This is a genomic window from Mesorhizobium australafricanum, from assembly GCF_033977265.1.
GTDB lineage: Bacteria > Pseudomonadota > Alphaproteobacteria > Rhizobiales > Rhizobiaceae > Mesorhizobium > Mesorhizobium australafricanum.
Genome location: NZ_JAVIIT010000017.1, coordinates 98,510 through 120,835, shown reverse-complemented (window position 1 = coordinate 120,835; position 22,326 = coordinate 98,510). Strand labels below are relative to the sequence as shown.

General features: G+C 62.2%; 21 protein-coding genes. 5 read left to right on the top strand and 16 right to left on the bottom strand.

Annotated features, from left to right (window positions below; genetic code table 11):
* Window positions 1-273: 273 nt before the first annotated feature.
* A complete protein-coding gene (gene carB, locus RFM98_RS26040; protein ID WP_320311477.1) occupies window positions 274-3,777 on the top strand; it encodes a carbamoyl-phosphate synthase large subunit in 3,504 nt (1,167 codons plus the stop codon).
* 56 nt (window positions 3,778-3,833) lie between these two features.
* Here the strand turns inward: carB and RFM98_RS26035 are convergent, their stop codons facing one another.
* From RFM98_RS26035 to RFM98_RS25990, 10 genes are all read right to left on the bottom strand, one after another.
* The gene (locus RFM98_RS26035) at window positions 3,834-5,636 is read right to left on the bottom strand and encodes an AAA family ATPase (RefSeq protein WP_320311476.1); all 1,803 of its coding nucleotides are present in this window, start codon (window positions 5,634-5,636) and stop codon (window positions 3,834-3,836) included.
* Window positions 5,637-5,811: 175 nt separating this feature from the next.
* On the bottom strand, window positions 5,812-6,204 hold the full coding sequence (locus RFM98_RS26030) for a Rid family hydrolase (protein WP_320311475.1): 393 nt from the start codon (window positions 6,202-6,204) through the stop codon (window positions 5,812-5,814).
* Between the two features lie 218 nt (window positions 6,205-6,422).
* Entirely contained in the window at window positions 6,423-6,887 is a 465-nt protein-coding gene (locus RFM98_RS26025; protein ID WP_320311474.1) for a cupin domain-containing protein, read from the bottom strand.
* Window positions 6,888-7,231: 344 nt separating this feature from the next.
* Window positions 7,232-7,780: a DUF4142 domain-containing protein gene (locus RFM98_RS26020; protein ID WP_320311473.1), complete on the bottom strand. Its 549-nt coding sequence runs from the start codon at window positions 7,778-7,780 to the stop codon at window positions 7,232-7,234.
* Between the two features lie 103 nt (window positions 7,781-7,883).
* Entirely contained in the window at window positions 7,884-8,639 is a 756-nt protein-coding gene (locus tag RFM98_RS26015) for a DUF899 family protein (RefSeq protein WP_320311472.1), read from the bottom strand.
* A 107-nt stretch (window positions 8,640-8,746) separates the two neighbouring features.
* Window positions 8,747-9,571, bottom strand: a complete 825-nt coding sequence (locus tag RFM98_RS26010; RefSeq protein ID WP_320311471.1) for a carbohydrate ABC transporter permease — start codon at window positions 9,569-9,571, stop codon at window positions 8,747-8,749.
* 1 nt (window position 9,572) lies between these two features.
* A complete protein-coding gene (locus RFM98_RS26005) occupies window positions 9,573-10,487 on the bottom strand; it encodes a carbohydrate ABC transporter permease (RefSeq protein WP_320311480.1) in 915 nt (304 codons plus the stop codon).
* 23 nt (window positions 10,488-10,510) lie between these two features.
* Window positions 10,511-11,773, bottom strand: a complete 1,263-nt coding sequence (locus RFM98_RS26000) for an ABC transporter substrate-binding protein (protein WP_320311470.1) — start codon at window positions 11,771-11,773, stop codon at window positions 10,511-10,513.
* 390 nt (window positions 11,774-12,163) lie between these two features.
* A complete protein-coding gene (locus RFM98_RS25995) occupies window positions 12,164-12,661 on the bottom strand; it encodes a GNAT family N-acetyltransferase (RefSeq protein WP_320311469.1) in 498 nt (165 codons plus the stop codon).
* A gap of 40 nt (window positions 12,662-12,701) precedes the next feature.
* Entirely contained in the window at window positions 12,702-13,697 is a 996-nt protein-coding gene (locus RFM98_RS25990) for a transglycosylase SLT domain-containing protein (RefSeq protein WP_320311468.1), read from the bottom strand.
* Window positions 13,698-13,862: 165 nt separating this feature from the next.
* On the opposite strand from RFM98_RS25990, the gene RFM98_RS25985 reads away from it, so the two are divergent.
* Entirely contained in the window at window positions 13,863-14,432 is a 570-nt protein-coding gene (locus RFM98_RS25985; RefSeq protein WP_320311467.1) for a methylated-DNA--[protein]-cysteine S-methyltransferase, read from the top strand.
* 26 nt (window positions 14,433-14,458) lie between these two features.
* On the opposite strand, the gene RFM98_RS25980 is transcribed toward RFM98_RS25985, so the two are convergent.
* The gene (locus tag RFM98_RS25980; RefSeq protein WP_320217125.1) at window positions 14,459-14,785 is read right to left on the bottom strand and encodes a hypothetical protein; all 327 of its coding nucleotides are present in this window, start codon (window positions 14,783-14,785) and stop codon (window positions 14,459-14,461) included.
* A 285-nt stretch (window positions 14,786-15,070) separates the two neighbouring features.
* Here RFM98_RS25980 and RFM98_RS25975 point away from each other — a divergent pair, with 285 nt between their 5' ends.
* Window positions 15,071-15,283, top strand: coding sequence for a cold-shock protein (locus RFM98_RS25975; protein WP_027168154.1), 213 nt, complete (start codon window positions 15,071-15,073; stop codon window positions 15,281-15,283).
* 742 nt (window positions 15,284-16,025) lie between these two features.
* Here RFM98_RS25975 and RFM98_RS25970 read toward each other — a convergent pair.
* The 3 genes from RFM98_RS25970 to RFM98_RS25960 all read right to left on the bottom strand — a co-directional run bounded on the left by RFM98_RS25970 (window position 16,026) and on the right by RFM98_RS25960 (window position 18,543).
* Window positions 16,026-16,634 (bottom strand): glutathione S-transferase family protein, encoded by a 609-nt coding sequence (locus RFM98_RS25970; protein WP_320311466.1) that lies wholly within the window; start codon window positions 16,632-16,634, stop codon window positions 16,026-16,028.
* Between the two features lie 152 nt (window positions 16,635-16,786).
* Window positions 16,787-17,647 (bottom strand): EAL domain-containing protein, encoded by an 861-nt coding sequence (locus RFM98_RS25965; protein WP_320311465.1) that lies wholly within the window; start codon window positions 17,645-17,647, stop codon window positions 16,787-16,789.
* Window positions 17,644-18,543, bottom strand: coding sequence for an EAL domain-containing protein (locus RFM98_RS25960; protein ID WP_320311464.1), 900 nt, complete (start codon window positions 18,541-18,543; stop codon window positions 17,644-17,646). Before RFM98_RS25960 ends, RFM98_RS25965 begins: the two co-directional genes overlap by 4 nt.
* Window positions 18,544-18,744: 201 nt before the next feature.
* Here RFM98_RS25960 and RFM98_RS25955 point away from each other — a divergent pair, with 201 nt between their 5' ends.
* A complete protein-coding gene (locus RFM98_RS25955; protein ID WP_320311463.1) occupies window positions 18,745-19,947 on the top strand; it encodes a pyridoxal phosphate-dependent aminotransferase in 1,203 nt (400 codons plus the stop codon).
* Window positions 19,948-20,059: 112 nt separating this feature from the next.
* On the opposite strand, the gene RFM98_RS25950 is transcribed toward RFM98_RS25955, so the two are convergent.
* Complete coding sequence (locus RFM98_RS25950) at window positions 20,060-20,455, bottom strand: (R)-mandelonitrile lyase (protein WP_320311462.1); 396 nt, start codon at window positions 20,453-20,455, stop codon at window positions 20,060-20,062.
* 46 nt (window positions 20,456-20,501) lie between these two features.
* Window positions 20,502-21,053 carry a methyltransferase family protein gene (locus RFM98_RS25945; protein ID WP_320311461.1) on the bottom strand — a complete coding sequence of 184 codons (552 nt, stop codon included), beginning with the start codon at window positions 21,051-21,053 and terminating at the stop codon, window positions 20,502-20,504.
* 148 nt (window positions 21,054-21,201) lie between these two features.
* Here RFM98_RS25945 and RFM98_RS25940 point away from each other — a divergent pair, with 148 nt between their 5' ends.
* Entirely contained in the window at window positions 21,202-22,059 is an 858-nt protein-coding gene (locus tag RFM98_RS25940; protein ID WP_320311460.1) for an alpha/beta fold hydrolase, read from the top strand.
* Window positions 22,060-22,326 lie beyond the last annotated feature (267 nt).

The window sequence follows — 22,326 nt, the reverse complement described above, 5'->3', positions numbered from 1 at the left end:
TACTGCCCTACTGCCCTACTGCCCTACTGCCCTACTGCCCTACTGCCCTACTGCCCTACTGCCCTACTGCCCTACTGCCCTACTGCCCTACTGCCCTACTGCCCTACTGCCCTACTGCCCTACTGCCCTACTGCCTCATTTTCGGGGTTACATCCGCCAAAACTCTTCCCTATAAGGCCCTCCTAGCCTGATACCAGAATCGCAAGCACAACCGGCCGGGTCCTCCCGTCCCGGTTTTTCGTGCAAGCCGCTCGCCGAACGGATTTTTCGAACATGCCAAGACGCACCGACATCAAGTCGATCCTGATCATCGGGGCCGGCCCCATCGTCATCGGCCAGGCTTGCGAATTCGACTATTCCGGCACCCAGGCCTGCAAGGCGCTGAAGGAAGAGGGTTTCCGCGTCATCCTGGTCAACTCCAACCCGGCCACCATCATGACCGATCCGGAGCTGGCCGAGGCCACCTATATCGAGCCGATCACGCCGGAAGTGGTGGCCAAGATCATCGCCAAGGAGCGCCCGGACGCGCTGCTGCCGACCATGGGTGGTCAGACGGCGCTCAACACGGCGCTGTCGCTGCGCCGCATGGGCGTGCTGGAGCGTTACAATGTCGAGATGATCGGCGCCGATGCGCATGCCATCGACAAGGCAGAGGACCGCGCCCTGTTCCGCCAGGCGATGAGCAAGATCGGCCTCGAAACGCCGCGCTCGATGCTGGCCAACGCCACCGACGTCAAGAACGCCGACCGCAAGACGCACGAGGCCGAGCGCGCGGCGCTGAAGGCGGAGAACCCGGAAAATCTCGATGCCGCGCTCGACGCGCTGGAAACGCGCTGGAACCTCGGCGAAGGCGACCGCAAGCAGCGCTATATCAGCCATGGCATGGCGATCGCCGCGCAGGCGCTCGACCATGTCGGCCTGCCGGCCATCATCCGCCCCTCCTTCACCATGGGCGGCACCGGCGGCGGCATCGCCTACAACCGCGCCGAATTCTACGACATCGTCCAGTCCGGCCTCGACGCCTCGCCCACTACGGAGGTGCTGATCGAGGAAAGCGTGCTCGGCTGGAAGGAGTATGAGATGGAGGTCGTCCGCGACAAGGCGGACAACTGCATCATCATCTGCTCGATCGAGAACCTCGATCCGATGGGCGTGCACACGGGCGACTCGATCACCGTCGCGCCGGCGCTGACCTTGACTGACAAGGAATACCAGATGATGCGCAACGCCTCGATCGCGGTGCTGCGCGAGATCGGCGTCGAGACCGGCGGCTCCAACGTTCAGTTCGCCGTCAACCCAGCCGACGGCCGCCTGGTGGTCATCGAAATGAACCCGCGCGTCTCGCGCTCGTCAGCACTTGCCTCCAAGGCCACCGGCTTCCCGATCGCCAAGGTCGCGGCCAAGCTCGCCGTCGGCTACACGCTGGACGAGCTGGAGAACGACATCACCGGCGGCGCCACGCCGGCCTCGTTCGAGCCGACCATCGACTATGTGGTGACAAAGATCCCGCGCTTTGCCTTCGAAAAATTCCCCGGCGCCGAGCCGGTGCTGACCACCGCCATGAAGTCGGTCGGCGAAGTGATGGCCATCGGCCGCACCTTCCAGGAATCGCTGCAGAAGGCGCTGCGCGGACTGGAGACCGGCCTGACCGGCCTCGACGAGATCGAGATCCCCGGCCTCGGCCATGGTAGCGCGCCCGCCAGTCATGCCGACGACCGCAACGCCATCCGCGCCGCGCTCGGCACGCCGACGCCGGACCGGCTGCGCATGGTGGCGCAGGCGATCCGCATGGGCACGTCGCTCGAGGACGTGCATGCCATGTGCAAGATCGACCCGTGGTTCCTCGAGCAGATCGCCGGCATCATCGCCATGGAGGAACGCATCCGCGAGCACGGCCTGCCGCAGGATGCGCAAAACCTGCGCATGCTGAAGGCGATGGGTTTTTCCGACGCCCGCCTCGGATCGCTGACGAAGACCGACGCCGAAGTGGTCCAGAAGGTCCGCGAAAAGCTCGACGTTCATCCGGTCTATAAGCGCATCGACACCTGCGCGGCCGAGTTCGCCTCGCCGACCGCCTACATGTACTCGACCTACGAGGTGCCCTTCGTCGGCGAGCTCGCCAACGAGGCGCGCGTGTCAGCGCGGAAAAAGGTCGTCATCCTCGGCGGCGGCCCGAACCGCATCGGCCAGGGCATCGAGTTCGACTATTGCTGCTGCCACGCGGCGTTTGCGCTGCGCGACGCCGGCTATGAAGCGATCATGATCAACTGCAACCCGGAGACGGTGTCGACCGACTACGACACCTCCGACCGCCTCTATTTCGATCCGCTGACGGCGGAGGACGTGCTGGAGATCTTGCGCGCCGAGCAGGCCTCGGGCGAGCTGGTCGGCGTCATCGTCCAGTTCGGCGGCCAGACGCCGCTGAAGCTCGCCGACGCGCTGGAGAAGGCCGGCATCCCGATCCTCGGCACCTCGCCCGACATGATCGACCTCGCCGAGGACCGCGACCGCTTCCAGAAGCTCTTGCACAAGCTCAACCTCAGCCAGCCGAAGAACGGCATCGCCTATTCGGTCGAGCAGGCGCGCCTCGTCGCCGGCGAGCTCGGCTTCCCGCTGGTCGTGCGCCCATCCTATGTGCTCGGCGGCCGCGCCATGCAGATCATCCATGACGAGGGCATGCTGCAGACCTACCTGCTCGACACCGTGCCCGGCCTTGTGCCGGAGGACATCAAGCAGAAATACCCCAACGACAAGACCGGCCAGATCAACACGCTGCTCGGCAAGAACCCGCTGCTGTTCGACACCTATCTGTCCGGCGCCATCGAGGTCGATGTCGACTGCCTGTGCGATGGCAAGGATACTTTCGTTTCCGGCATCCTGGAGCATATCGAGGAGGCCGGCATCCACTCGGGCGACAGTGCCTGCTCGCTGCCGGTGCACTCGCTGCCGTCGGAGCTCGTCGACGAGCTGGAGCGCCAGACGGCGGCGCTCGCCCGCGCGCTCAATGTCGGCGGGTTGATGAACGTGCAATATGCCATCCAGGACGGCACGGTCTATGTGCTGGAGGTCAACCCCCGCGCCTCGCGCACCGTGCCCTTCGTCGCCAAGACCATCGGCCGTCCCATCGCCAAGATCGCGGCGCGCATCATGGCCGGCGAGACGCTGGAAAACGCCTTCGCCCATTACGGCGCCATGCCCGACCCGCGCAATCCAGGCCACATCGCGGTCAAGGAAGCCGTCTTCCCCTTCGCCCGCTTCCCCGGCGTCGACATTCTGCTCGGCCCGGAAATGCGCTCGACCGGCGAGGTGATGGGCCTCGACCGCGACTTTGCCCTGGCCTTCGCCAAGAGCCAGCTGGGAGCGGGTGTCGACCTCCCCCGCTCCGGCACGCTGTTCGTCTCGGTGCGCGACGAGGACAAGAAGGGCATCCTGCCGGCGGTAAAACGCCTCGCCGGCCAGGGCTTCAAGGTCCTCGCCACCTCCGGCACCGCCCGCTTCCTCGCCGAAAACGGCGTGGTGGCCGAAAAGATCAACAAGGTCCTCGAAGGCCGCCCCCACATCGAGGACGCCATCCGCAACCGCCAGGTCCAGATCGTCTTCAACACGACGGACGGCCAGAAGGCCGTGTCGGACTCGAAGTCGCTGCGCCGCGCGACGCTGATGCAGAAGGTGCCGTATTACACGACGCTGTCGGGTGCTGCTGCGGTGGCCGAGGCGATTGCGGCGCTGCGGGCGGGGAACTTGGAGGTTAGGCCGCTGCAGGAGTATTTTGGGTGAAACCCGTCACTTGACCTCAACTATTTTATATCCAAAATCTGCTTGGATGTCTATTTCTAGTCTAGATCATCACCACCAATGCTCGAATTGGAAAAAATTGATATACTCTTAATAAGATCTTTCATTTCGGACGAAATTTCGTCGCTTCGCATTGCATCTATTATCGAAGTCGGAGTTACACTTATCTTATAATCGTCTTGCAGCACTTGATTTACAAAACTCAAAGCGTCCTTTCCGGGGACAAGCCCCATTCTCAAATCTGCGTCGTCCCAAAATTTGTCGAACTCATTCATTGCTGCTTCGCTTACGGTCGCGTCATTCAAACTCGGAGAATTCTGTCTCTCAAACCGTCGGCGATTAGAAAGATGTTGACCCGCTACATAATTCTTTTTCTCCAATGAGAACTTGTTCAACGTGGCCTCGGCTATTGGGATATAGGCCTTCGCACTGCCGCCGCGACGTAAGACCTCTGAAACTTTTCCGGCCGCAGCTCTATCTATCGCAGCAGGAACCAGTAGAAAGTTTTCAATCTCCTTTCGGCGATGAAGCGTCACAAGGTCAGAGAACTTCCCACAAGCTTCCTTGATGGCGGCACATTCGTCTTCGCTTCGATAGTCCCTATCAAACACGATCGCCGATGATATCTTTCCACCTAAGGTCAATTCCATTCCAGCTTTGATATTTTTGGCTCTTTCCGGATTGAAGCCTTCCACTGGTATCACCGCAAAATTCCCGCGATTTCCTACTTCTGCAAATCCGAGTTTGCTGGCAAATTTCCCTAGTATCTGAAAATCTTTTCCTTCAACGAACAGCGCTCGCCGCGTTTTCGCCAACTGCGTAAGGATAGGGTTCAAATTCGATCCCAAAGATGAAAACACGTCTCCCAATTGGGAAGGGTTCTTTACCCGCTGCGCCTGCCTCCTTTTCTTGTTGATGACTACAATATCGTCAGCTTCTGCCTCAGTTATTATCTCAGTAAAATGCGTAGCAATTAGTATATCCGGTCCAATATTTCTCAACAAAGTTAGAAGTTGACGCTGAAGTTCAGAGTGTAGATAGATGTCCGGCTCGTCAATGAGGAAAAGCGAATTATCACTTGATTGAATCAAGTGAGTTAACATCTGAAACCATACTTGGAATCCAAAACCTGCCCAAAATATCTCTCTAGGGATTCTAGATTCCGGGCAAAACATGAACAATCTGGCGTTCTTATAAGAATAGTCCACGATTGGGCGCTCAATGTCCATACCGGGCCAAGTTCTAGCCAACACCTCCCGGAATTCGTCAAATTTCTCCGGGTAGTGATGCCAAATATTTCTAAAATTCCTAGCCGAGCGATAGTTAAAAAGCGCTAATCGAGCGGCCTCTTTTTCGTATAAAATTTCATTGTGATCAACCGGACCCAATATCGGCACAAAACCAATTGGGCAATTGAAATGCTTGGTGAATTCCTTCGGAGAACGTGGCGTCTTTCCACCATTATTGATCGCCATTAGATGACAGGAACCGGCTTCCGGAAAAAACAGCAGCAGTTCATTTTTATTGGATAAGTTGAACCTGATCGACGCGGGCGTGCTGTCGTCATAGTTGTAAAATATGTTTTCTTCGGCAATCGAGATCGCGCCAAGATCAACGACGTACCCATATACAGACCCCTGAGGGCCGCTGACAATTTCAGGCTTTCTTGAGGTTGCTTTCCTGAGACCTGACGCCAATATCCTAAAGGCAGCAAGGATGGTTGATTTTCCGGCATTATTGGGGCCTACTAGGATGTTGAAATTTCTAAGATGAAGCGTAAATTTGTCGAATGCCTTGAAATGGTTGAACTCTACACGTGTAAATCTATGAAGGTCGGTCATAGTGATGCTCGTTCCCCGTCACGGCTGCAATCCAATGCGATTGTCCGTTCCTCCTAAACGGGATTTGAAGACCAGTTTATTTAAAAGACAAGCAGGAATTGGGCTCCCATCTCCGTCTCCCCTACAATCTGAATCGACACAAGGTGTGTTCACTCCTCGTAGAGTGCTATTTTCGTCACGCCACCGCCACGCACTCGATCTCGATATCGAACTCCATCGGCCAGGACGCCACCGGCACAAAACTGCGCGCCGGCGGGTTGGTCGAAAAATACCTCGCATAGACCCGGTTGATCGCGTTGTAGAAGCCGGAATTGACGGCGTAGATGCGCACCATCACCACCTTGTCCAGCGACGTGCCGGCCGCTTCCAGGCAGTGTTTCAGCGCCTTCAGCGACGCCTCGGTCTGGGTTTCGATGTCGCCGCGCACCATCTCGCCTGTCACCATGTCCACCGGCGGCGTCGCCGAGATGAACACGAAGCCGTTGGCCCTCACCGCCGTCGAGCACGGCAGCCCGAGCGACCGCACCTTGGCCGACATCACGGGTACTTCGATGACTTCCTTGTCCATGGTGGTCCTCCGTTGCTTGCGGGGGAGCTTATCGCGGTAGCGACGGAACGCCAGCCTTCCCCTTCTCCCCTTGTGGGAGAAGGTGGATCGGCGCGACAGCGCCGAGACGGATGAGGGGTGTTCCAGCGGAGTGAGAGGTCGGCTTTCCCTGGAACACCCCTCATCCGGCCGCTACGCGGCCACCTTCTCCCACAAGGGGAGAAGGAAAAGCCAGCGCTTCACCCCTGCCCCGGATACGGCGTCCCATCCTTATGCAGGAAGCGCCCATCCGAATTCGGGCTAATCATGTCGATGTCGGAGCAGGTGATGACATCGTCCGGGTTGCGCGAGCCGACTTCCAGGTAGCGCGCCGTGACCGACGAGCGGTTGATCATGTGGTGGCCGTTGCCGCTGTTCTTGGCGAAGGTGGCTACGTCGCCCGCCTTGAGCAGCGTTTCGCCGCCGTCCTCGACCAGCGTCAGCTCGCCCTGCAGCACATAGACGAATTCGTCCTCATGGCTGTGCCAGTGGCGCTGGCTCGACCAGCCGCCGGGCGGCAGTTCCATCAGGTTGACGCCGAAATCCACGAGACCGCCGGCATCGCCGAGGCGGCGGCGGGTGCGCTCGGCGCAAGGAATGTCGAAGGGTGAAGGGTAGACGGAGCCTTTGCGGACGGGGACGGATGGCAGGTCGATCTTGGGCATGGATGCCTCCTTCGCTTCGGTCGATTTTCCGGCTTAGGGAAGGATTTCGCAATCGTGGTGCAATTCGATCGATCGTCAGCGCTGCCCCTCATCTGCCTGCCGGCATCTTCTCCCCGTTGAACGGGGAGAAGGGGCTGATCGCGACGCCGGCGCTCTTGCTGCAACGCTGGTGATTGGCGAGACGTGGGCGCGAGCCTCTTTCTCCCCGTCACTATACGGGGAGAAATGTCCGGCAGGACAATCAGGGGCAGCGCCGCCGATCGGCAAAGTGAGGCCGGAACGCCCGGAGGCTCACCGAGCGTTCGCTGCGAAACGCCATGTTTGAATGGGAGTGAGCCCAGCCCTCACTGATGCGCCACCGCCAGCTCCTTCACATGCTTCTCGTGCATCTTCAGCACCGGCAGCGTCTTCTTGGCGAATTCCTTCATCGCCGGGTCGTCGCCGGAATTGGCGTAGGTGGAAAACAGCGCGACCGCATCCTTGTGCGCGTCGGTCTGCATCTTGATGTATTTGGCGTCGAATTCCTTGCCGGTGGCAGCCTTCAATTCATCCAGCAGCTGCTGCTCCTTGGGCTGCAGCGCGGGGCCGGCGGGCTTGATCGAGGCGGTGGTCTGGCCCTGGCTGAGCGCCGCCTTGAAATCCTCAGCAACCTTGCCGTGGTCCTTGATCATGTCAGCCGCAAAAGCCTTGACGTCGGCCGACGCCGATTTCTCCTCAGCCAGCTTGCTCGACTGGATCTCGAATTCATTGGCGTTGGGCGCGGTCGTGACGAAGGTCTGCGTGTCGACCTTATTCGCCGTCACCATCGGCCCAACCGCATCCGAGTCCGATTGGGCAAGGGCAGGCGCTGCGGCAAGCAACGCGACGGCGACCAGGGGCAGCAGGGTTTTCATCTCAAATCTCCGATCCGAAACAGCTCCTCTGCCATCCCCAACGCGGCATTGGCGTCGGGGTTGCTTCGAAAAGACGCGCGCGGGCTGAGCGCCCGCAGCGCCATCAGTGGCAATGCGCGCCGGCGGCCTGTCCGGCATATTGCAGCTGCTCGTCCCAGTTCGGCCGGCCTTCCGGCGTGAAATCCATCAGGTTCCACAATATCTCGCAGGTGCCGATGGCGCGCGGATCCTGCCCGGGCTCGGCGGGCGCGAAGTCAAGCTCCGACGACCAGAAATGCCGGATGCCGTCACCGTCGCGGTGGAACACCGAAAGCAGCGGTATCTGCGCGCCGTCGGCCGTTTCGGAGTTATAGTCACGCTTGAAACCGTTGCCGGCCGACGAGACGAGCCGCATGTTTTTCCAGCCGCGGTCGCGGCCAAGCGCCATCATATTGTCGAGCGCGGTCTTCGCCACCACCGCGAAATTGAAGCCGGCCGCTTCGAGATGGCCGATCGCGCCGTCGAACTGGTCGAGCAGCGCGGTGCAGGACGGGCATGGCTGGTCCTGCCGGGCAAGCTTCGCCGTCTCGCCGCTGGCCGCCACCTCGCGCGTCTCCTGCGGATGGCGCGGGAACATCATCTGGTAGAGGATCAGCGAATCCTTGCCCGGCGCGAACAGCTCCGACAACCTCACCTTCGACGGCTTGCCATCGTCGTCGAGGGCGTCGAACACATAGTCCTGCAGCACCAGCCCGCCCGGAGGCAAGGCACGTCTCGCTTCAGCCACCGCCTCCATGGCGCGGCGCAGCTCGACTTCCTTGCGCAGCAGTTTTTCGCGCGCAGTGCGATATTTGGCGGATTCATTGGGAAAGGTGATCATGATCTTCTCCTTCGCGCCGGCGTCCCGGCGCGGGTTGCTCTACGATCCAAGGACGTGCCGGCCGCGCCGGTTCCGACATTGAAGCCCGAGCTTTGTTCCTGAAGCGACTAGCCCTTCACCCCGCCGGCGGTGAGGCCGGAGACGATGCGGCGCTGGAAGATCAGCACCAGCACCACCAGCGGCACGGTGACGATCACCGAGGCGGCCATGATGTTGCCCCAGGGAATCTCGAACTGCGAGTTGCCGGAGAGCAGCGCGATCGCCACCGGCACGGTGCGCTGCGTGTTGGTGGAGGTGAAGGTGAGCGCGAATAGGAACTCGTTCCAGGCGCTGATGAAGGCGAGCAGGCCGGTGGTGGCGAGCGCCGGCCACATCAGCGGCAGGAAGATGCGCGTGAGGATCGTCCATGGCCCGGCGCCGTCGAGGATCGCCGCCTCCTCGATCTCGACCGGCAGGTCGCGCACGAAAGTGGTGAGCACCCAGACGGTGAACGGCAAGGTGAAGATCATGTAGGACAGGATGAGCGCCAACAGCGAATTGTAGAGGTGCAGCGCCCGGATGATCTCGAACAGACCGGCAAGTGCTGCGACCTGCGGAAACATCGAGACCGACAGGATGGCGAGCATCAGCACCGAGCGCCCGCGGAAACGGATGCGCGCCAGCGCGTAAGCCGCGGTGACGCCGAGCAGCAGCGAAACCGCGACGACCGCGCCGGAAACGATGAGCGAATTTACGAGATTGCGCAGGAAGGGACCTTCGGTCAGCACGTTGCGGTAATTGGCAAGGCTGAACGATCGCGGCCAGAGGCCTGCCTGGAACAGCTCGGTCCCCGATTTCAGGCTGGTGACGACAGCGTAGTAGAACGGGAAGACCGCGACGAAGACGATCGCCAGAAGCAGGAGATAGAAGCCGGCGCGCTTCAGCATTCTCATGTCAGCGGCCTCCGTCCAGGCTCAGCCGGCCGATCCGGATATAGGCGATGGTAAGTAGGCCGATGATCAGGAAAAGCACCGTCGAGGCGGCCGAGCCATAGGCGAACTTGTCGAACTCGAACAGGCTCTCGCGCGCGAAGATCGACATCGACTTGGTCTGGACGTTGTTGGGCGTCAGCACGTAGATCAGGTCGAAGATGCGCAGCGCGTCGAGCGCGCGAAAGATCACCGCCACCATCACCGCCGGGCGGATCAGCGGCAACGTCACCCGCCAGAAAATTTGCCACGGACTCGCGCCGTCGAGCCTCGCCACCTCGACGATCTCGCGCGGCAGCATCTGCAGCGCCGCCAGGATCAGCAGCGCCATGAACGGCGTCGTCTTCCAGATATCGACGATCAGCACGGCGATCATCGCGGTGTCGGCGCTGGCCGTCCAGGCGATCTTGGCGTGGATCAGGCCGAGGTTGAGAAGCACGGCATTGATGATGCCGAACTGGTCGTTGAGCATCCACTGCCACATCTTGGCCGAGACGATCGTCGGGATCGCCCAGGGGATGAGGATCGCCGCCCGCACGATGCCGCGTCCCCGGAATTCGGCGTTGAGCGCAAGGGCCACGACCATGCCCAGCACCGTCTCGCAGGCCACCGACACCACGGCGAAGCGCACTGTGTTCCACACCGCGCGCCACCAGACCGGATCGACCAGCAACCCGTCATAGAGAACCCGGCCGCTCGGCATCTTGAGCATCGAGAAGTAGTTGTCGAAGCCCACCCATTGCCTTGCGTCGAGATCGGCCAGCGAGGCGTCGGTGAAGCTGTAATAGACTGTGCGCAGGAACGGCCAGCCGGCGACGGCGGCGAGCACGAAAAGCATCGGCGCCAGAAACAGCCATGCCATGCGCTCGCGCCGGCGCATCAGCGGCGACCGCCTTGCCGCGGTCACCAGCCCTTGCCCTTCAGCCTGGTCAGCCTCGCCTCGAGATCGGCCAGATTGTCGGCGGCAGCGCCTTGGCCGGAGATCGTGTTGTGCACGGCCGTCCAGAACTGGCTGGACGCCTCGTTGTATTTGATCCTGGCGGTTGCCGAGGGCCGCGGCTGCGCGTTGAGAAAGATCGGCTTCCAGCGCGGCACGATCGGCTGCTGCCGGGCGATGTCGGGGTCGTCGTAAAGTGCTGCGATGGTCGGCAGGTTGGATGTCTTCAGCGTCCGGTATTTCTGCATCTCGCGCGACGCGACGAACTTGACCAGCTCGATCGCAGCATTCGGATGTTTCGAATATTTGGAGACGGCAAGGTTCCAGCCGCCGAGCGTCGCGACCGGATGCGCGCCTTCGCCCGTGCCTGCCGGCAGCGGCGCCACGTCGAACTTGCCCCTGATCGGCGAATTCTCGCTGTTGCCGAGCGCATAGGCATAGGGCCAGTTGCGCATGAAGACCGCGTTGCCGGTCTGCCAGACGCCGCGCGCTTCTTCCTCCTGATAGGCGAGCACGCCCGGCGGCGCTATTGCGCCGATCCAGCCCTTGACCATCTCGAGCGCGGCCGCCGCTTGTGGGTTGTTGATGGAGATCGCGCCGTCCGGCTCGATGATCCCGCCGCCGCCATTCGACATCACCCATTCGAGCGCGTTGCAGGTCAGCCCCTCATAGGCATTGCCCTGGAAGACGACACCCCAGATGTCCTTGTTGCCGGCCGCCCGCTCCTTGTCCATCACCAGCCTGGCGGTGTCCTGCAGCTCCTTCCAGGTGGTCGGCACCTTGGCGCCGTATTTGTCGAGCAGATCCTTGCGGTAGTAGAGCGCCGGCGCGTCGGTGAAGATCGGCAGGGCGACCAGCCTGCCGTTGACCGTCTGCGACTTGATGATCGACGGAAAATGCTCGGCGACGACATCCCTGGTCGCCTCCGTCAGGTCGACCAGTTGGCTGGCAAGTTGCGGCGCCCAGATGACGTCGGTCTGATAGACGTCGATATCGCTGCTGCCGGCGGCAAGCCAAAGCCGGTATTGCCCGAACTGGTCGGTGGTCGAAGGCGGGATGACGACGATGTCGACCTTGTTGCCGCTCTTCTTCTCGTAACGATCGAGTATCTCGCGCAGCACCTTGATGCCGTTGCCGGTATCGCCCGACACGATCGACAGTTCCACGGCTCGCGCTTGAACAACGCCCAGCAAGATGCCGGCGGCCAGGAATGCAGATGCAAGTTTCACGGGGTTGCGGACCTCCTGCGCGACCCGCGACGTAGGTCGCGGCTCATCAAGGCCCCCGCGTTGAATGCGCGACGCCGCTTAGAGTTCCCATGCTTGAGCGCGCCGACCAGGCCGGCGGCTCGTTAAAGCCGACCTCGGTCGGCCCGACCGCGTCGCTGGCCCGTTCCGTCCACCTCACTTCGCGCGAAAGCGGACGGGCTCCGAAACCCCCGCCCCGGAGCCCGCCTGGGAGTGGCTGACGCATGCCGGCACAGCCTCCTCCGACGCCTTGCCAGCGTCGATCCGCCGATCGGCCGCCCGGCACGACGACGCATTAGCATGTCCTAACGTCAGCCTATGTGAAGGAGTTCACAATGCCGGCGACCAGGTGGTTGCGGCACCCTGCAGGCCTCAGCCTTCCCAAGCGACCGGGGTCATGCCGAGACGCTCGTAGAGCCTGAAGGCCGCGGTGTTCTCCACCGTATTGGTCTTGAGATCGACACGGTCCGCCCCGCGCTCGCGGAAGGTCAGGAACACGTGCCGCATCAGCGCCTCGCCGAGGCCCTGCCTTCTGGACTCCGGATGGACGGCGAGATCCTTGACGAAACCGGACGTCCAGCAAAGCGCTGCGCCCGCCAGCAAGCCCTTGCCGTCGATCGCCAGGAAACAGAGAGCGGGATCGAACTCGGCATCGCCGGCAATGCGCGGCCACCAATCGTCGAACGGCCCGTCGGCGCCGTCATCGAACACCTCTTCCAAAAGCGCGTGCAGGGCCTGCGCATCCCGATGTTCGAACGCTCGCATGACGAAGTCCTCCGGCCAATGCGGCGCGGCCAGCGTGTCGTCTAGAACCTTGCGCAGGCGGATGTCGTTGGGAGCCGGCGGTCGGGGCGTCGTGTTTTCATGCATGGCGCTGTCTCGAAACGCCGCCTGGGACTGCGCCGTCCGCTCAGGCGTCCGGCGGCAAGCGGTGCCGCTTGCGGTCGAGGCCAAGCCCCGTTGCCTCGAGCAGGCCCTTGCGCTTGGCGTCGTAGTAATAGCCGGTCTGGTAGAGCGTGTCGGCACGCTTGGCGTTGCCGCCCGAAACCAGCCAGGCGCCGCGCAGATATTTCACCGCATATTTGAGATTGGTCTCGGCGTCGAAAAGACCAGTCGCCGGCCCGTCATAGCCCATGCCGCGCGCCGTCGCATGCTTGATCTGCATCAGCCCCCAATGGCCGTGATTGAAGGCTTTCGGGTTGAAGGTGCTCTCGCGGTTGACGACGTGGCGTACCAGCTCGACCGGCACTTCATAGATCGCCGAATATTTCTCGATCAGCCGCTCGATCTCGCCGCGCGGGCCGCTGGCGTGCTGTTCGGGCTGGCCGGGTGCAGCCAGCAGCGCCGGGTTTTCCGGCACCATATAAGCGACCTGCTGGACGCCGGGCATCGGAGCAATTTTCGCCGACTGGCCGGTGACCGGCATGGCGACGCCCGCGGTCGTGTAGACCGCCGCTTTGCTGATGGACGCCGCTTGCTTGATGGATCCTGGGCCGGTCGGTGAGCCACCGGCCGTCAGCACCGGCGGCGGCGGAAACTGGCCGACGGCCGGCGTCGCTCCGGCGAAGGCCGCGGGTTGCGCCAACGTCACGCCGGGCTGCGGCGCGCCAGGCTGGACAGGTGGCGGCAAAAGCGCGTCCTGCGTCCCGGGCGCACCTGGCGTGGTTGCCATGGCGACGGCGTCGCCGGTCAGCGCCGCGGTCTGCACCTGCGCAAGGCCGGAAGGCTCCGGCAACACGGCCACCGTTTCGGGCAGCGCAAGCGTCGGCGTGTCGTCCGTGACGACAGGCGTCGAGGCTTCCGCAAGCGTGGGCGCGGCCTTCATTTGCGAGGTCGAGGTGCAACCGCTGAGACCGGCCGCTGCAATGAGCACGCCGATCGCGGTGATGATGATTTTAGCTGGCAAGCCGTGAGGGTCCGGTCTGTCGGTTGTTAAGAAGTCCTTACACCAGCGATTCACACCCGGCAATCGGTGCCACCCGGCGGTTTTCGGGTGGCGACAACAGGGCACAAGTGCCATATTGTTCTGGATATGTACTCGTTTTTCGCTGTTTTCCGGAAGGAATACGCCATGAAACCCACATCCCAGATCACGGCCGGCCACGCAGTGTTAGAAACAGTGATCGGCTTCATGGGCATTGCCTGGAGCGAGAAAGGCCTGATCCGGCTTTGCCTGCCGGAGCGCAGCCGCGAAGCGGTTGAGCGCCGGCTGCTTCGCCACCCCGGCGTCTCTGCCTCGACAGGCCAGCCGTCCTGGGTGGTCGACCTGATCGCCTCTATCAAAGCCTATGCGGCCGGCGAGGATGTCGACTTCTCCGGCGTGCCGGTCGATCTCGACGGCGTCGACGATTTCCGCCTCGCCATCTACGACGCCGCGCGCAAGCTCGGCTTCGGCCAGACCACCACCTATGGCGAACTGGCCAAGCGTGCCGGTCATGCCGGCCTTCCGCGCGAAACGGGTGCGGCGCTTGGCGCCAACCCGGTGCCGCTGGTCATTCCGTGTCATCGCATCCTTGCAGCCGGCGGCAAGATCGGCGGCTTCTCCGCGCCGGGCGGCTCGGCCACCAAGGAAAAGATGCTGGCCATGGAAGGCGTTCGCGTCGGCCCGCCGCCGGCCGCGCAGGCCTCGTTCGGGTTCTGAGGACGTCTCGTCTCTACCCGCAGGTATCAGTCTTGCAGGAACCGGCGGCGGAAACGCCGTTCGAAATCCGGGCGCTTGCAGACATAGACCGCGCAGGATCTGGTATCGGCGCTCGGCACGTAAGCGCGCGCCCTCAGTTCGCCCGCGTTGCAGAAGCGCTCGTCGCGCACGTAGCGATCGTAGAGTGGCAGCCCCGGCACGCGCGTCGACTGATAGCGCAGGATGACGGCGCCCTGTCTGCCGATCGTCGCCTGCACCCGGTTGCAGCTCATGCGGGTCGGATCGTAGCGCGAGACCGCCTGCGCCTCGGCGGCCACAAGCAGGAAGCAGGCGGCAAGCACAATGGTCTTCATGGTTCCACTCCCTGGACGGCAAGCGTCTCATCCCTCCACAACGCGCTGCCGCTGTCAAAACTTCCATGCCCCGCTCCCATTCCCTTCGATGCGGACGGCATGCCGGCAGCGCCCAAGCGACCCGTCTTGTTTTCTTGCTCAAACTATCCTATATCCGCAACATTGAATTTGGCCGATCGATCGGGCCGCGATCTTCGCGTTTGCTGACGTCTATCTCCAAAGTTTCGATACCGCCGGCCGGACGTTGGTCCGGTCAAACAAAAGCAAATGTGAAGGGCATTCTATATGGCAACTGGTACGGTCAAGTGGTTTAACGCCACCAAGGGCTACGGCTTCATCCAGCCTGACAATGGCGGCGCGGACGTTTTCGTCCACATCTCCGCTGTTGAGCGCGCTGGCATGACCAGCTTGGCTGAAGGCCAGAAGATCAACTTCGAGATCGAGCAGGACCGCCGTACCGGCAAGTCCGCTGCTGGGTCTCTGAGCAAGGCAGCCTGATTTGGCGATAGCGCGCGCCGGGCGAAGGTTCGGGGCGCGCGGCAAGTCACGGATGTACTGACGGTCGCGCGAGAAGCGCGCCGGAGCGAAAAGACCCGACAAGCTGGAACAGCAGATAGCTGCCAGCCCGGACCAGACGCTCCCGATCAGGCTACCGGCAGAGGAAGGCGGGCATTGCCCGCCTTTTTTGTTGCCTGATTTCCGGCGACTTCAGCTCCTCGGGGCTGAGTTCGGAGACGGATTTTTCGATCTGTTCAAGCTTGGTCATACGCCAATGGTACTTGGTTCGAGGCTCTGCAGGCTGATTTGTGGGATAAGCAAATCGAAGCCGATGCGACGGCGGGCCGGCTGGACAAGCTTGCAGAGCAAGCTCTGGCCGACCACCGCGCAGGCCGGACCCGGCCTTTGTGAATCACTTTGCCGCCCCTTCGTTTTGGGACGCCTATGATTAACTACCTAAAGCAATCAGAGTGAAGGCTGACAGCAGCTTCGCAAAGCTGCGTGCAGATCCGTTTCATCCTTCGCTTCATTTCAAGCGGGTTGGACGTTACTGGTCAGCTCGTGTTGACCTGAATTACCGCGCTGTTGCAGTCCGGGACCAGGACGACATGATCTGGTTTGGATCGGCACCCACTCCGAATATGAACGCCTTTTGAAATAGCCGCCTACGGCCGTAGGCATACCGAGCGGCGTGTTGACGCGCCCGCACAGGTCAGGCGCAAAGCGGCGATCGCGTGAGAAATTACCCCATCCACTCGATCGGCACATGCCCCTTGTCCGCCTCGACGCGCTTCAGCCATGCGGCGACTGCCGGATAGGCGTCGAGTTGGAAGCCGCCCATCTCGGCGGTGTGGGTGTAGGCGTATAAAGCGATGTCGGCGACGCTATAGGCGTTGCCGGCGAAGAATTCGTTCTGCTCCAGATGCCTGTTCATGACGCCCAGCGCCTTATTGCCGCGCTCCAGCGTCACGGCGAGCCGGTCCGGCGTAGCGTCCTTCGCTCGTTCCGGGAAGGTCAAAAGCGCCTTGCGCACCGCGATATAGGGCTCATGGCTGTATTGTTCGAAGAACAGCCATTGGTAAGCCAGCGCGCGTTCATATTTGTCGCCCGGCAGGAAGCGCGTGCCTTCGGCGAGGTAAAGCAGGATCGCGTTGGATTCGGCGATGCGCCTGCCGTCGTCGAGCTCGAGCATCGGCACCATCGCATTCGGATTCTTGGCGACGTAGTCGGGCCTGCGCGTCTCGCCGGTGTGCGAGCTCACCTCGACCCGGGTGAAGGGAATGCCGAGCTTGGCCATCAACAGCCGCGGCTTGTAGCAATTGCCGCTGTCGGCCATGTCGTAAAGGATCATGCCACATACCTCGCGCGTCTGATCAGAAGCCTCTAACGCGCCTTGGCCGGTCTCATCCAGTGATTTGTTTTTGAGAAGAACCATCAATGACGCTGATGCATCCTTGGGAGATCAAGCATCCGCGACGCTGATGCGTCTGTTTGGGTCAAGCATCAGCGACGCTGATGCAGGGGCATGACCTTGTTGTCGGCGTCGAGCAGAGCGTCGACGGAAAGCGGTTCTTCCTTGAAGACCGTGCCGGCGGGCGCCGGGCGGGCGAGATGGAAACCCTGTAGCAGGTCGACGCCGCCCTCGAGCGCGACGCGCAAATGCTGGGCGTGTTCTATGCCTTCGACCAGCACTTTGGCGCCGCGCTCGTGCAGCATCGCCACCAGTGGCCGGAAGAAGCGCTCGGCGGCGGCATGCCGGCAGAGCTCTCCAAACCAGGCGCCGTCGATCTTGACGATGTCGGGCGCAAGCAGATCGATGCGCGCCTCGGTCGAATGTCCCGTGCCGAAATCGTCGATGGCAATACGGATGCCATCGCGCCGCATTTCGCGCACCAGGCTGGTAAGTACCCGGTCGTCGGCCGCTTGTTCAGTGATCTCGCAGACCAGCAGGTCCGGCGTCAGCTCGAAATCGCCCAGATGCCTGGTCATAAGCCGGATTTCGGCAAGCGCCCGCCCGAGATGGTCGTTGATCTTCGGGTTGTAGTTGAAGAACAGCGTAAGTCCCTCGACGCCGATATTGCGGTAATTGCCGAGATGCAGCATCCGGCACATCGTTTCGACAAACAGCCGGTCCGACGCGGGAATGCCGTCGAAGAACATCGACGGGGCCACCGGCTCGGCGATCCGGCGCGGCTCGATCAGCCCCTCGACGGCGACCGCCCTGAGTGCCTCGCCCTCCGGCGCGAAAATCGGCTGGTAGGCGCTCCACAGCCTGAACTCGCCATAGATGCCGAAATGGAGGCCGATCTCGTCGGCGAAGATCGCCTTGGCGACATTGCGCCGCCTCTCACGCCTTTCGCTCATGGCGCGACCTTGCGCCCGAATACTCTTGCCGGCCGCGCGTGCGACGCCGCCGCCGGACTTGCGGCTGCTGGTGTCTTGCTCCCTTCGGCTGAAGGTGGCTGCGCGCCCTCGCCGAAAACGCGAAAGCTGGTGGGGGCAAGTTCGGGCCGGGCAAGCACATAGCCTTGCACCATGGAGGCCCCGGATTTCTCGGCAAGCTCCAATTGCCAGCCTTCCTCGATACCTTCGAAGACGGTGCGGATGCCCTGGTTTTCGAAGCTCCGCACCATCGTCGTCAGCAACGCGAAGCCGGCGCCGGACTCCATCAGATGGGTAATCCAATGCGCATCGAATTTGACGATGTCGGGCTTGAGCTCCTTGATCCGATTGATGTCGGATTCATCGGCGCCATAGTCGTCAACCGCGATGCGGAAGCCATTGGCCCTCAGCGCCTCGACAAAATCGTAGAGCGCTTCCTGCGAAGCCGACTTCTGCTCGGTGACCTCGCAGACGATGCGGCGCGGATCGATGCCGGCTTCGTGCAGCACCAGCCGCATGTCGCGCAGCGCCTTGTCGACAATGCTGCGATCGGTGAAGACCGACGGGTCGAAATTGACGAAGACGGATGCCTCTTGCGGCAGGCAGGCGCCGGCGTTCAGAAGATGCAGCGTGCGCGTCAGCGCCTCGATATGCAGCCGGTCGCCAGCCGGGCAGGTGCCGAAAAATGCCGGCGGCGATTGCGGCTCGCCGTCGCGAAACGGCCGGATCAGCCCCTCGAAAGCGGCGACCGAAAGCTTGCCTTCCTTGAAGGCGAAGATCGGCTGGAACGCGCTCTGCAGCGTATAGATGCCCCAGACACCGGTCGAGGTGCCGTCATCATGACGGATGATGTGGGCAAGCCCGATGCTGCGCGACAAAGGTCCCTCGCTCCGCGAAACAAGCGGAATTCAATCAGCCATCCTGCCAGCCAAGGGTTTACCGGTGGTTGATGAATTTAGCGTTGCCGCTCACGCCTCCTTGACCTCTGGCTCATCGCACAATGCTTGCGCTTGGCGAGATGATGCGACATGAGAGGCGCCGCGGCCGCTGCTGGCCGCTTTCCTAGGAGACATTTTGTCATGGCCTTTCTTGCCGACGCCCTTTCCCGCGTTAAGCCTTCCGCGACCATCGCGGTGACGCAGAAAGCGCGTGAGCTGAAAAATGCCGGCCGTGACGTGATCGGCCTCGGCGCCGGCGAGCCGGACTTCGATACGCCCGACAACATCAAGAACGCGGCGATCGACGCGATCCGCCGTGGCGAGACCAAGTACCCGCCGGTTTCCGGCATCGTGCCGCTGCGCGAGGCGATCGCCAAGAAGTTCAAGCGCGAGAACAATCTCGATTACCGGCCGGAGCAGACCATCGTCGGCACCGGCGGCAAGCAGATCCTGTTCAACGCCTTCATGGCCACGCTGAACCCAGGCGACGAAGTCATCATCCCGCGCCCCTACTGGGTGAGCTATCCCGAAATGGTGGCGATCTGCGGCGGCACGTCGGTCTTCGCCGACACCTCGATCGAGAACGGCTTCAAGCTGACACCGCAAGTGCTGGAAAAGGCGATCACGCCGAAGACCAAGTGGCTCTTGATGAATTCGCCGTCGAACCCGTCGGGCGCCGCCTACACGGAGGCCGAACTGCGGGCTTTGGCCGATGTGCTCCTCAAGCATCCGCATGTCTGGACGCTGACCGACGACATGTATGAGCACCTGACCTATGGCGACTTCGTCTTCAAGACCATCGCCGAGGTCGAGCCCAGCCTCTACGAGCGCACACTGACCATGAACGGTGTGTCGAAAGCCTATGCCATGACCGGCTGGCGCATCGGCTACGCCGCCGGCCCGGTGCCGCTCATCAAGGCGATGGACATGATCCAGGGCCAGCAGACCTCGGGCGCCTGCACCATCGCGCAATGGGCCTCCGTCGAGGCGCTCAACGGCCCGCAGGACTTCATTGCCAGGAACAAGGCGATCTTCCAGGGCCGGCGCGACCTCGTCGTCTCGATGCTCAACCAGGCGCGCGGCATCAGCTGCCCGTCGCCGGAAGGCGCCTTCTACGTCTACCCGTCCTGCGCCCAGTTGATCGGCAAGAAGACCAAGACGGGCAAGGTGATCGACAATGACGAGGCCTTCTGCTCGGAATTGCTGGAGGCCGAAGGTGTCGCGGTGGTGTTTGGCTCGGCCTTTGGCCTCGGACCGAACTTCCGCATCTCCTACGCCACGTCGGATGCGCTGCTGGAGGAAGCCTGCACGCGCATCCAGCGCTTTACCGCGTCGCTGACCTGATCGACAACGCGGCAGCCACCGAGAAAAGCCCGGCTTCGTGAGGTGGCCCCCGAAGGTTGTGTCCAACTTTCGGGGATCCGTTCACGAAGCCGGGTTTTTGGTCGAGCGCTAATCAGCCACCATATTGCTCGTCGGAAACCTGCTCCAGCCAGTCGGCGTGGACACCGTCCAGCGCCTCCTGCATGGCGATATGGGTCATGGCGGTTTTCCATCCGGCGCCATGCCAGTGCTTCTCGCCAGGCGCGAAGGAAACGACGTCCCCTGCCCTGATCGTTTGGATCGGCCCGCCCCAAGTCTGGGCAAGTCCGGCGCCAGCGGTGACATAGAGCGTCTGCCCGAGCGGATGCGTGTGCCAATGGGTGCGTGCGCCGGGCTCGAAATTGACTAGCGTGGCCCGCAGCCGCGCCGGCGCTTCCTTCTCGATGATCGGCGTCTGCAGCACTCGCCCGGTGAAATACGCCTCCGGCGCGACGATCGTCGGCACGCTGCCGCACGCAATGATCTTCATCTGGCAATCCTTCCGTTGGGCAGACCCTGCCCTGCCCTGGTGTCGGCTACCACCCCAGCCGCGGCCAGAACAGGCCGGCTCGACCGCGATAGGCCTGGTAGTGGCCCGCCAACAGAGTACGCGAAAATTTCTTTTCTTCGCCCAGCGCCGCAACCACATAGAGGACGGCGATCCCGGCGACCGGCACCACCGCCCAGATCGACCAGGTCGCGATCCCCCATCCAATCCAGAAGATGATGTAGGACGAGTAGAAAGGGTGGCGGATATAGCGGTAGGGGCCATCGGTCAGCAGGCTGTGCGGATTGCCGGGCGCGAAGGCGAAGTGCAGCCGCGCCTTGCGCGACGTGACAATCGCCCACCAGAACAGGGCAGAGCTTGCCAGTTCGACGGCGAGCCCGGTGAGCTTTGCCGGAACCGGCTGCGATTGGAACCACAGTATGGCGAGAAAGAGAAGCGCCGTAGCAATCACCACTGCCGAAATCACCATGGCGCCTGGAAACATGGCCTGCAGTTGGAAATGCGCCCGCATCGACCAGACATATTGGCCGATGGTCGCGATGCTGCAGATCGAGACAAGAAGATCGAGGACTGGTTCCATCGTCGCGATTCCACAGGTGCTTGCCATGCAGCCGGTGGTCACGCCGGCCGTCTATTTCCAGAAATCCTCTCTTAACCACTTGTTTAAAGAAGATATAGAGCCCCGGATGCGATGTTGGCCACCAGCCAAATCTGAGATCTAATCCAGCATGAGCGTCACTGACCGCACAATCCGCACGCCGCAGGCCGATCTGCGCCTCAGCCAGTCGTCCGGTTCCGGCATGCCCATCGTCATGATCCACGGCTCGGGCAGTTCGCGCGCCGTTTTTGCCCGTCAGTTCGACAGTCCGCTCGCCGATGCCCACCGGCTCATCGCCTTCGACCTTCCCGGCCACGGCGACTCCTCCGATGCCCGCGACCCGGCCGCAGTCTATACGATTACCGGCCTCGCCCAGGCCACAGCCCGGCTTCTCGATGCCCTGAACATCGGCCACGCGATCATCTTCGGCTGGTCGCTTGGCGGCCATGTAGCGATTGAACTTGCCAGCTTCCACCCGGCGGTGAACGGTCTGGTGCTGACCGGGGCGCCGCCGGTGTCGAGGGGGCCGCTCGGCATGCTGCGTGGCTTTCATGCCAACTGGGACATGCTTCTCACCTCCAAGAAAGTTTACTCCGAACGCGACATCGAGCGCTTTGAGACGTTTTGCTTCGGCGACAGCGCAAGTCCGTCTTTCCGCGAGGCCATAAGGCGCACCGACGGCAGGCTGCGCTCGGGCGTGGCGTTCGGCATGTTTGCCGGCAAGGGCGCCGACCAGAAACAGGTGGTCGAGAGTGCCCCGTTCCCGGTCGCGGTGATCAATGGAGAGCATGACCCGCTCGTGCGGCTGAGCTACTTCGAGACAGTGGCCTACGCCTCGCTGTGGGAACAGTGCCATGTCATATCCGGCGCCGGCCATGCACCCTTCTGGGAAAAACCGGACCTGTTCAATCCGCTGCTGTCACGCTTTGCCGAAACGGCAGTGAAGCAGAGCCCAGCCAGGCCGGCGCGCCGAACCGAGGCCGGCTGAGCCTTTATTGACACCTTCCGGTTCTGACTTCTCAACCATCACCATCGATGGGTGGCGCGGACGGCCCAATTGGCAGCCGCCGGTTTGCCTTTTTAGCGGCTGCGCTCTTGCCGTCACGGCCCGACAAACAGGAAAATGGCGGCCTGACGAACCCAAGCCGGCGAATATCCTATTTTTCTTGCCCTCCCGGCAAACCCGTGTGACGATGGCCTTGGGAAGGGGTGGATAAACCCCGCCCGCGACGGCCGAACAGGCCGGCCGCCGCTC

Coding starts and splice junctions, on each gene's coding strand:
- carB (WP_320311477.1), top strand. CDS start 274: ATGCCAAGACGCACCGACATCAAGTCGATCCTGATCATCGGGGCCGGC.
- RFM98_RS26035 (WP_320311476.1), bottom strand. CDS start 5,636: ATGACCGACCTTCATAGATTTACACGTGTAGAGTTCAACCATTTCAAG.
- RFM98_RS26030 (WP_320311475.1), bottom strand. CDS start 6,204: ATGGACAAGGAAGTCATCGAAGTACCCGTGATGTCGGCCAAGGTGCGG.
- RFM98_RS26025 (WP_320311474.1), bottom strand. CDS start 6,887: ATGCCCAAGATCGACCTGCCATCCGTCCCCGTCCGCAAAGGCTCCGTC.
- RFM98_RS26020 (WP_320311473.1), bottom strand. CDS start 7,780: ATGAAAACCCTGCTGCCCCTGGTCGCCGTCGCGTTGCTTGCCGCAGCG.
- RFM98_RS26015 (WP_320311472.1), bottom strand. CDS start 8,639: ATGATCACCTTTCCCAATGAATCCGCCAAATATCGCACTGCGCGCGAA.
- RFM98_RS26010 (WP_320311471.1), bottom strand. CDS start 9,571: ATGAGAATGCTGAAGCGCGCCGGCTTCTATCTCCTGCTTCTGGCGATC.
- RFM98_RS26005 (WP_320311480.1), bottom strand. CDS start 10,487: ATGCGCCGGCGCGAGCGCATGGCATGGCTGTTTCTGGCGCCGATGCTT.
- RFM98_RS25995 (WP_320311469.1), bottom strand. CDS start 12,661: ATGCATGAAAACACGACGCCCCGACCGCCGGCTCCCAACGACATCCGC.
- RFM98_RS25985 (WP_320311467.1), top strand. CDS start 13,863: ATGAAACCCACATCCCAGATCACGGCCGGCCACGCAGTGTTAGAAACA.
- RFM98_RS25980 (WP_320217125.1), bottom strand. CDS start 14,785: ATGAAGACCATTGTGCTTGCCGCCTGCTTCCTGCTTGTGGCCGCCGAG.
- RFM98_RS25975 (WP_027168154.1), top strand. CDS start 15,071: ATGGCAACTGGTACGGTCAAGTGGTTTAACGCCACCAAGGGCTACGGC.
- RFM98_RS25970 (WP_320311466.1), bottom strand. CDS start 16,634: ATGATCCTTTACGACATGGCCGACAGCGGCAATTGCTACAAGCCGCGG.
- RFM98_RS25965 (WP_320311465.1), bottom strand. CDS start 17,647: ATGAGCGAAAGGCGTGAGAGGCGGCGCAATGTCGCCAAGGCGATCTTC.
- RFM98_RS25955 (WP_320311463.1), top strand. CDS start 18,745: ATGGCCTTTCTTGCCGACGCCCTTTCCCGCGTTAAGCCTTCCGCGACC.
- RFM98_RS25950 (WP_320311462.1), bottom strand. CDS start 20,455: ATGAAGATCATTGCGTGCGGCAGCGTGCCGACGATCGTCGCGCCGGAG.
- RFM98_RS25945 (WP_320311461.1), bottom strand. CDS start 21,053: ATGGAACCAGTCCTCGATCTTCTTGTCTCGATCTGCAGCATCGCGACC.
- RFM98_RS25940 (WP_320311460.1), top strand. CDS start 21,202: ATGAGCGTCACTGACCGCACAATCCGCACGCCGCAGGCCGATCTGCGC.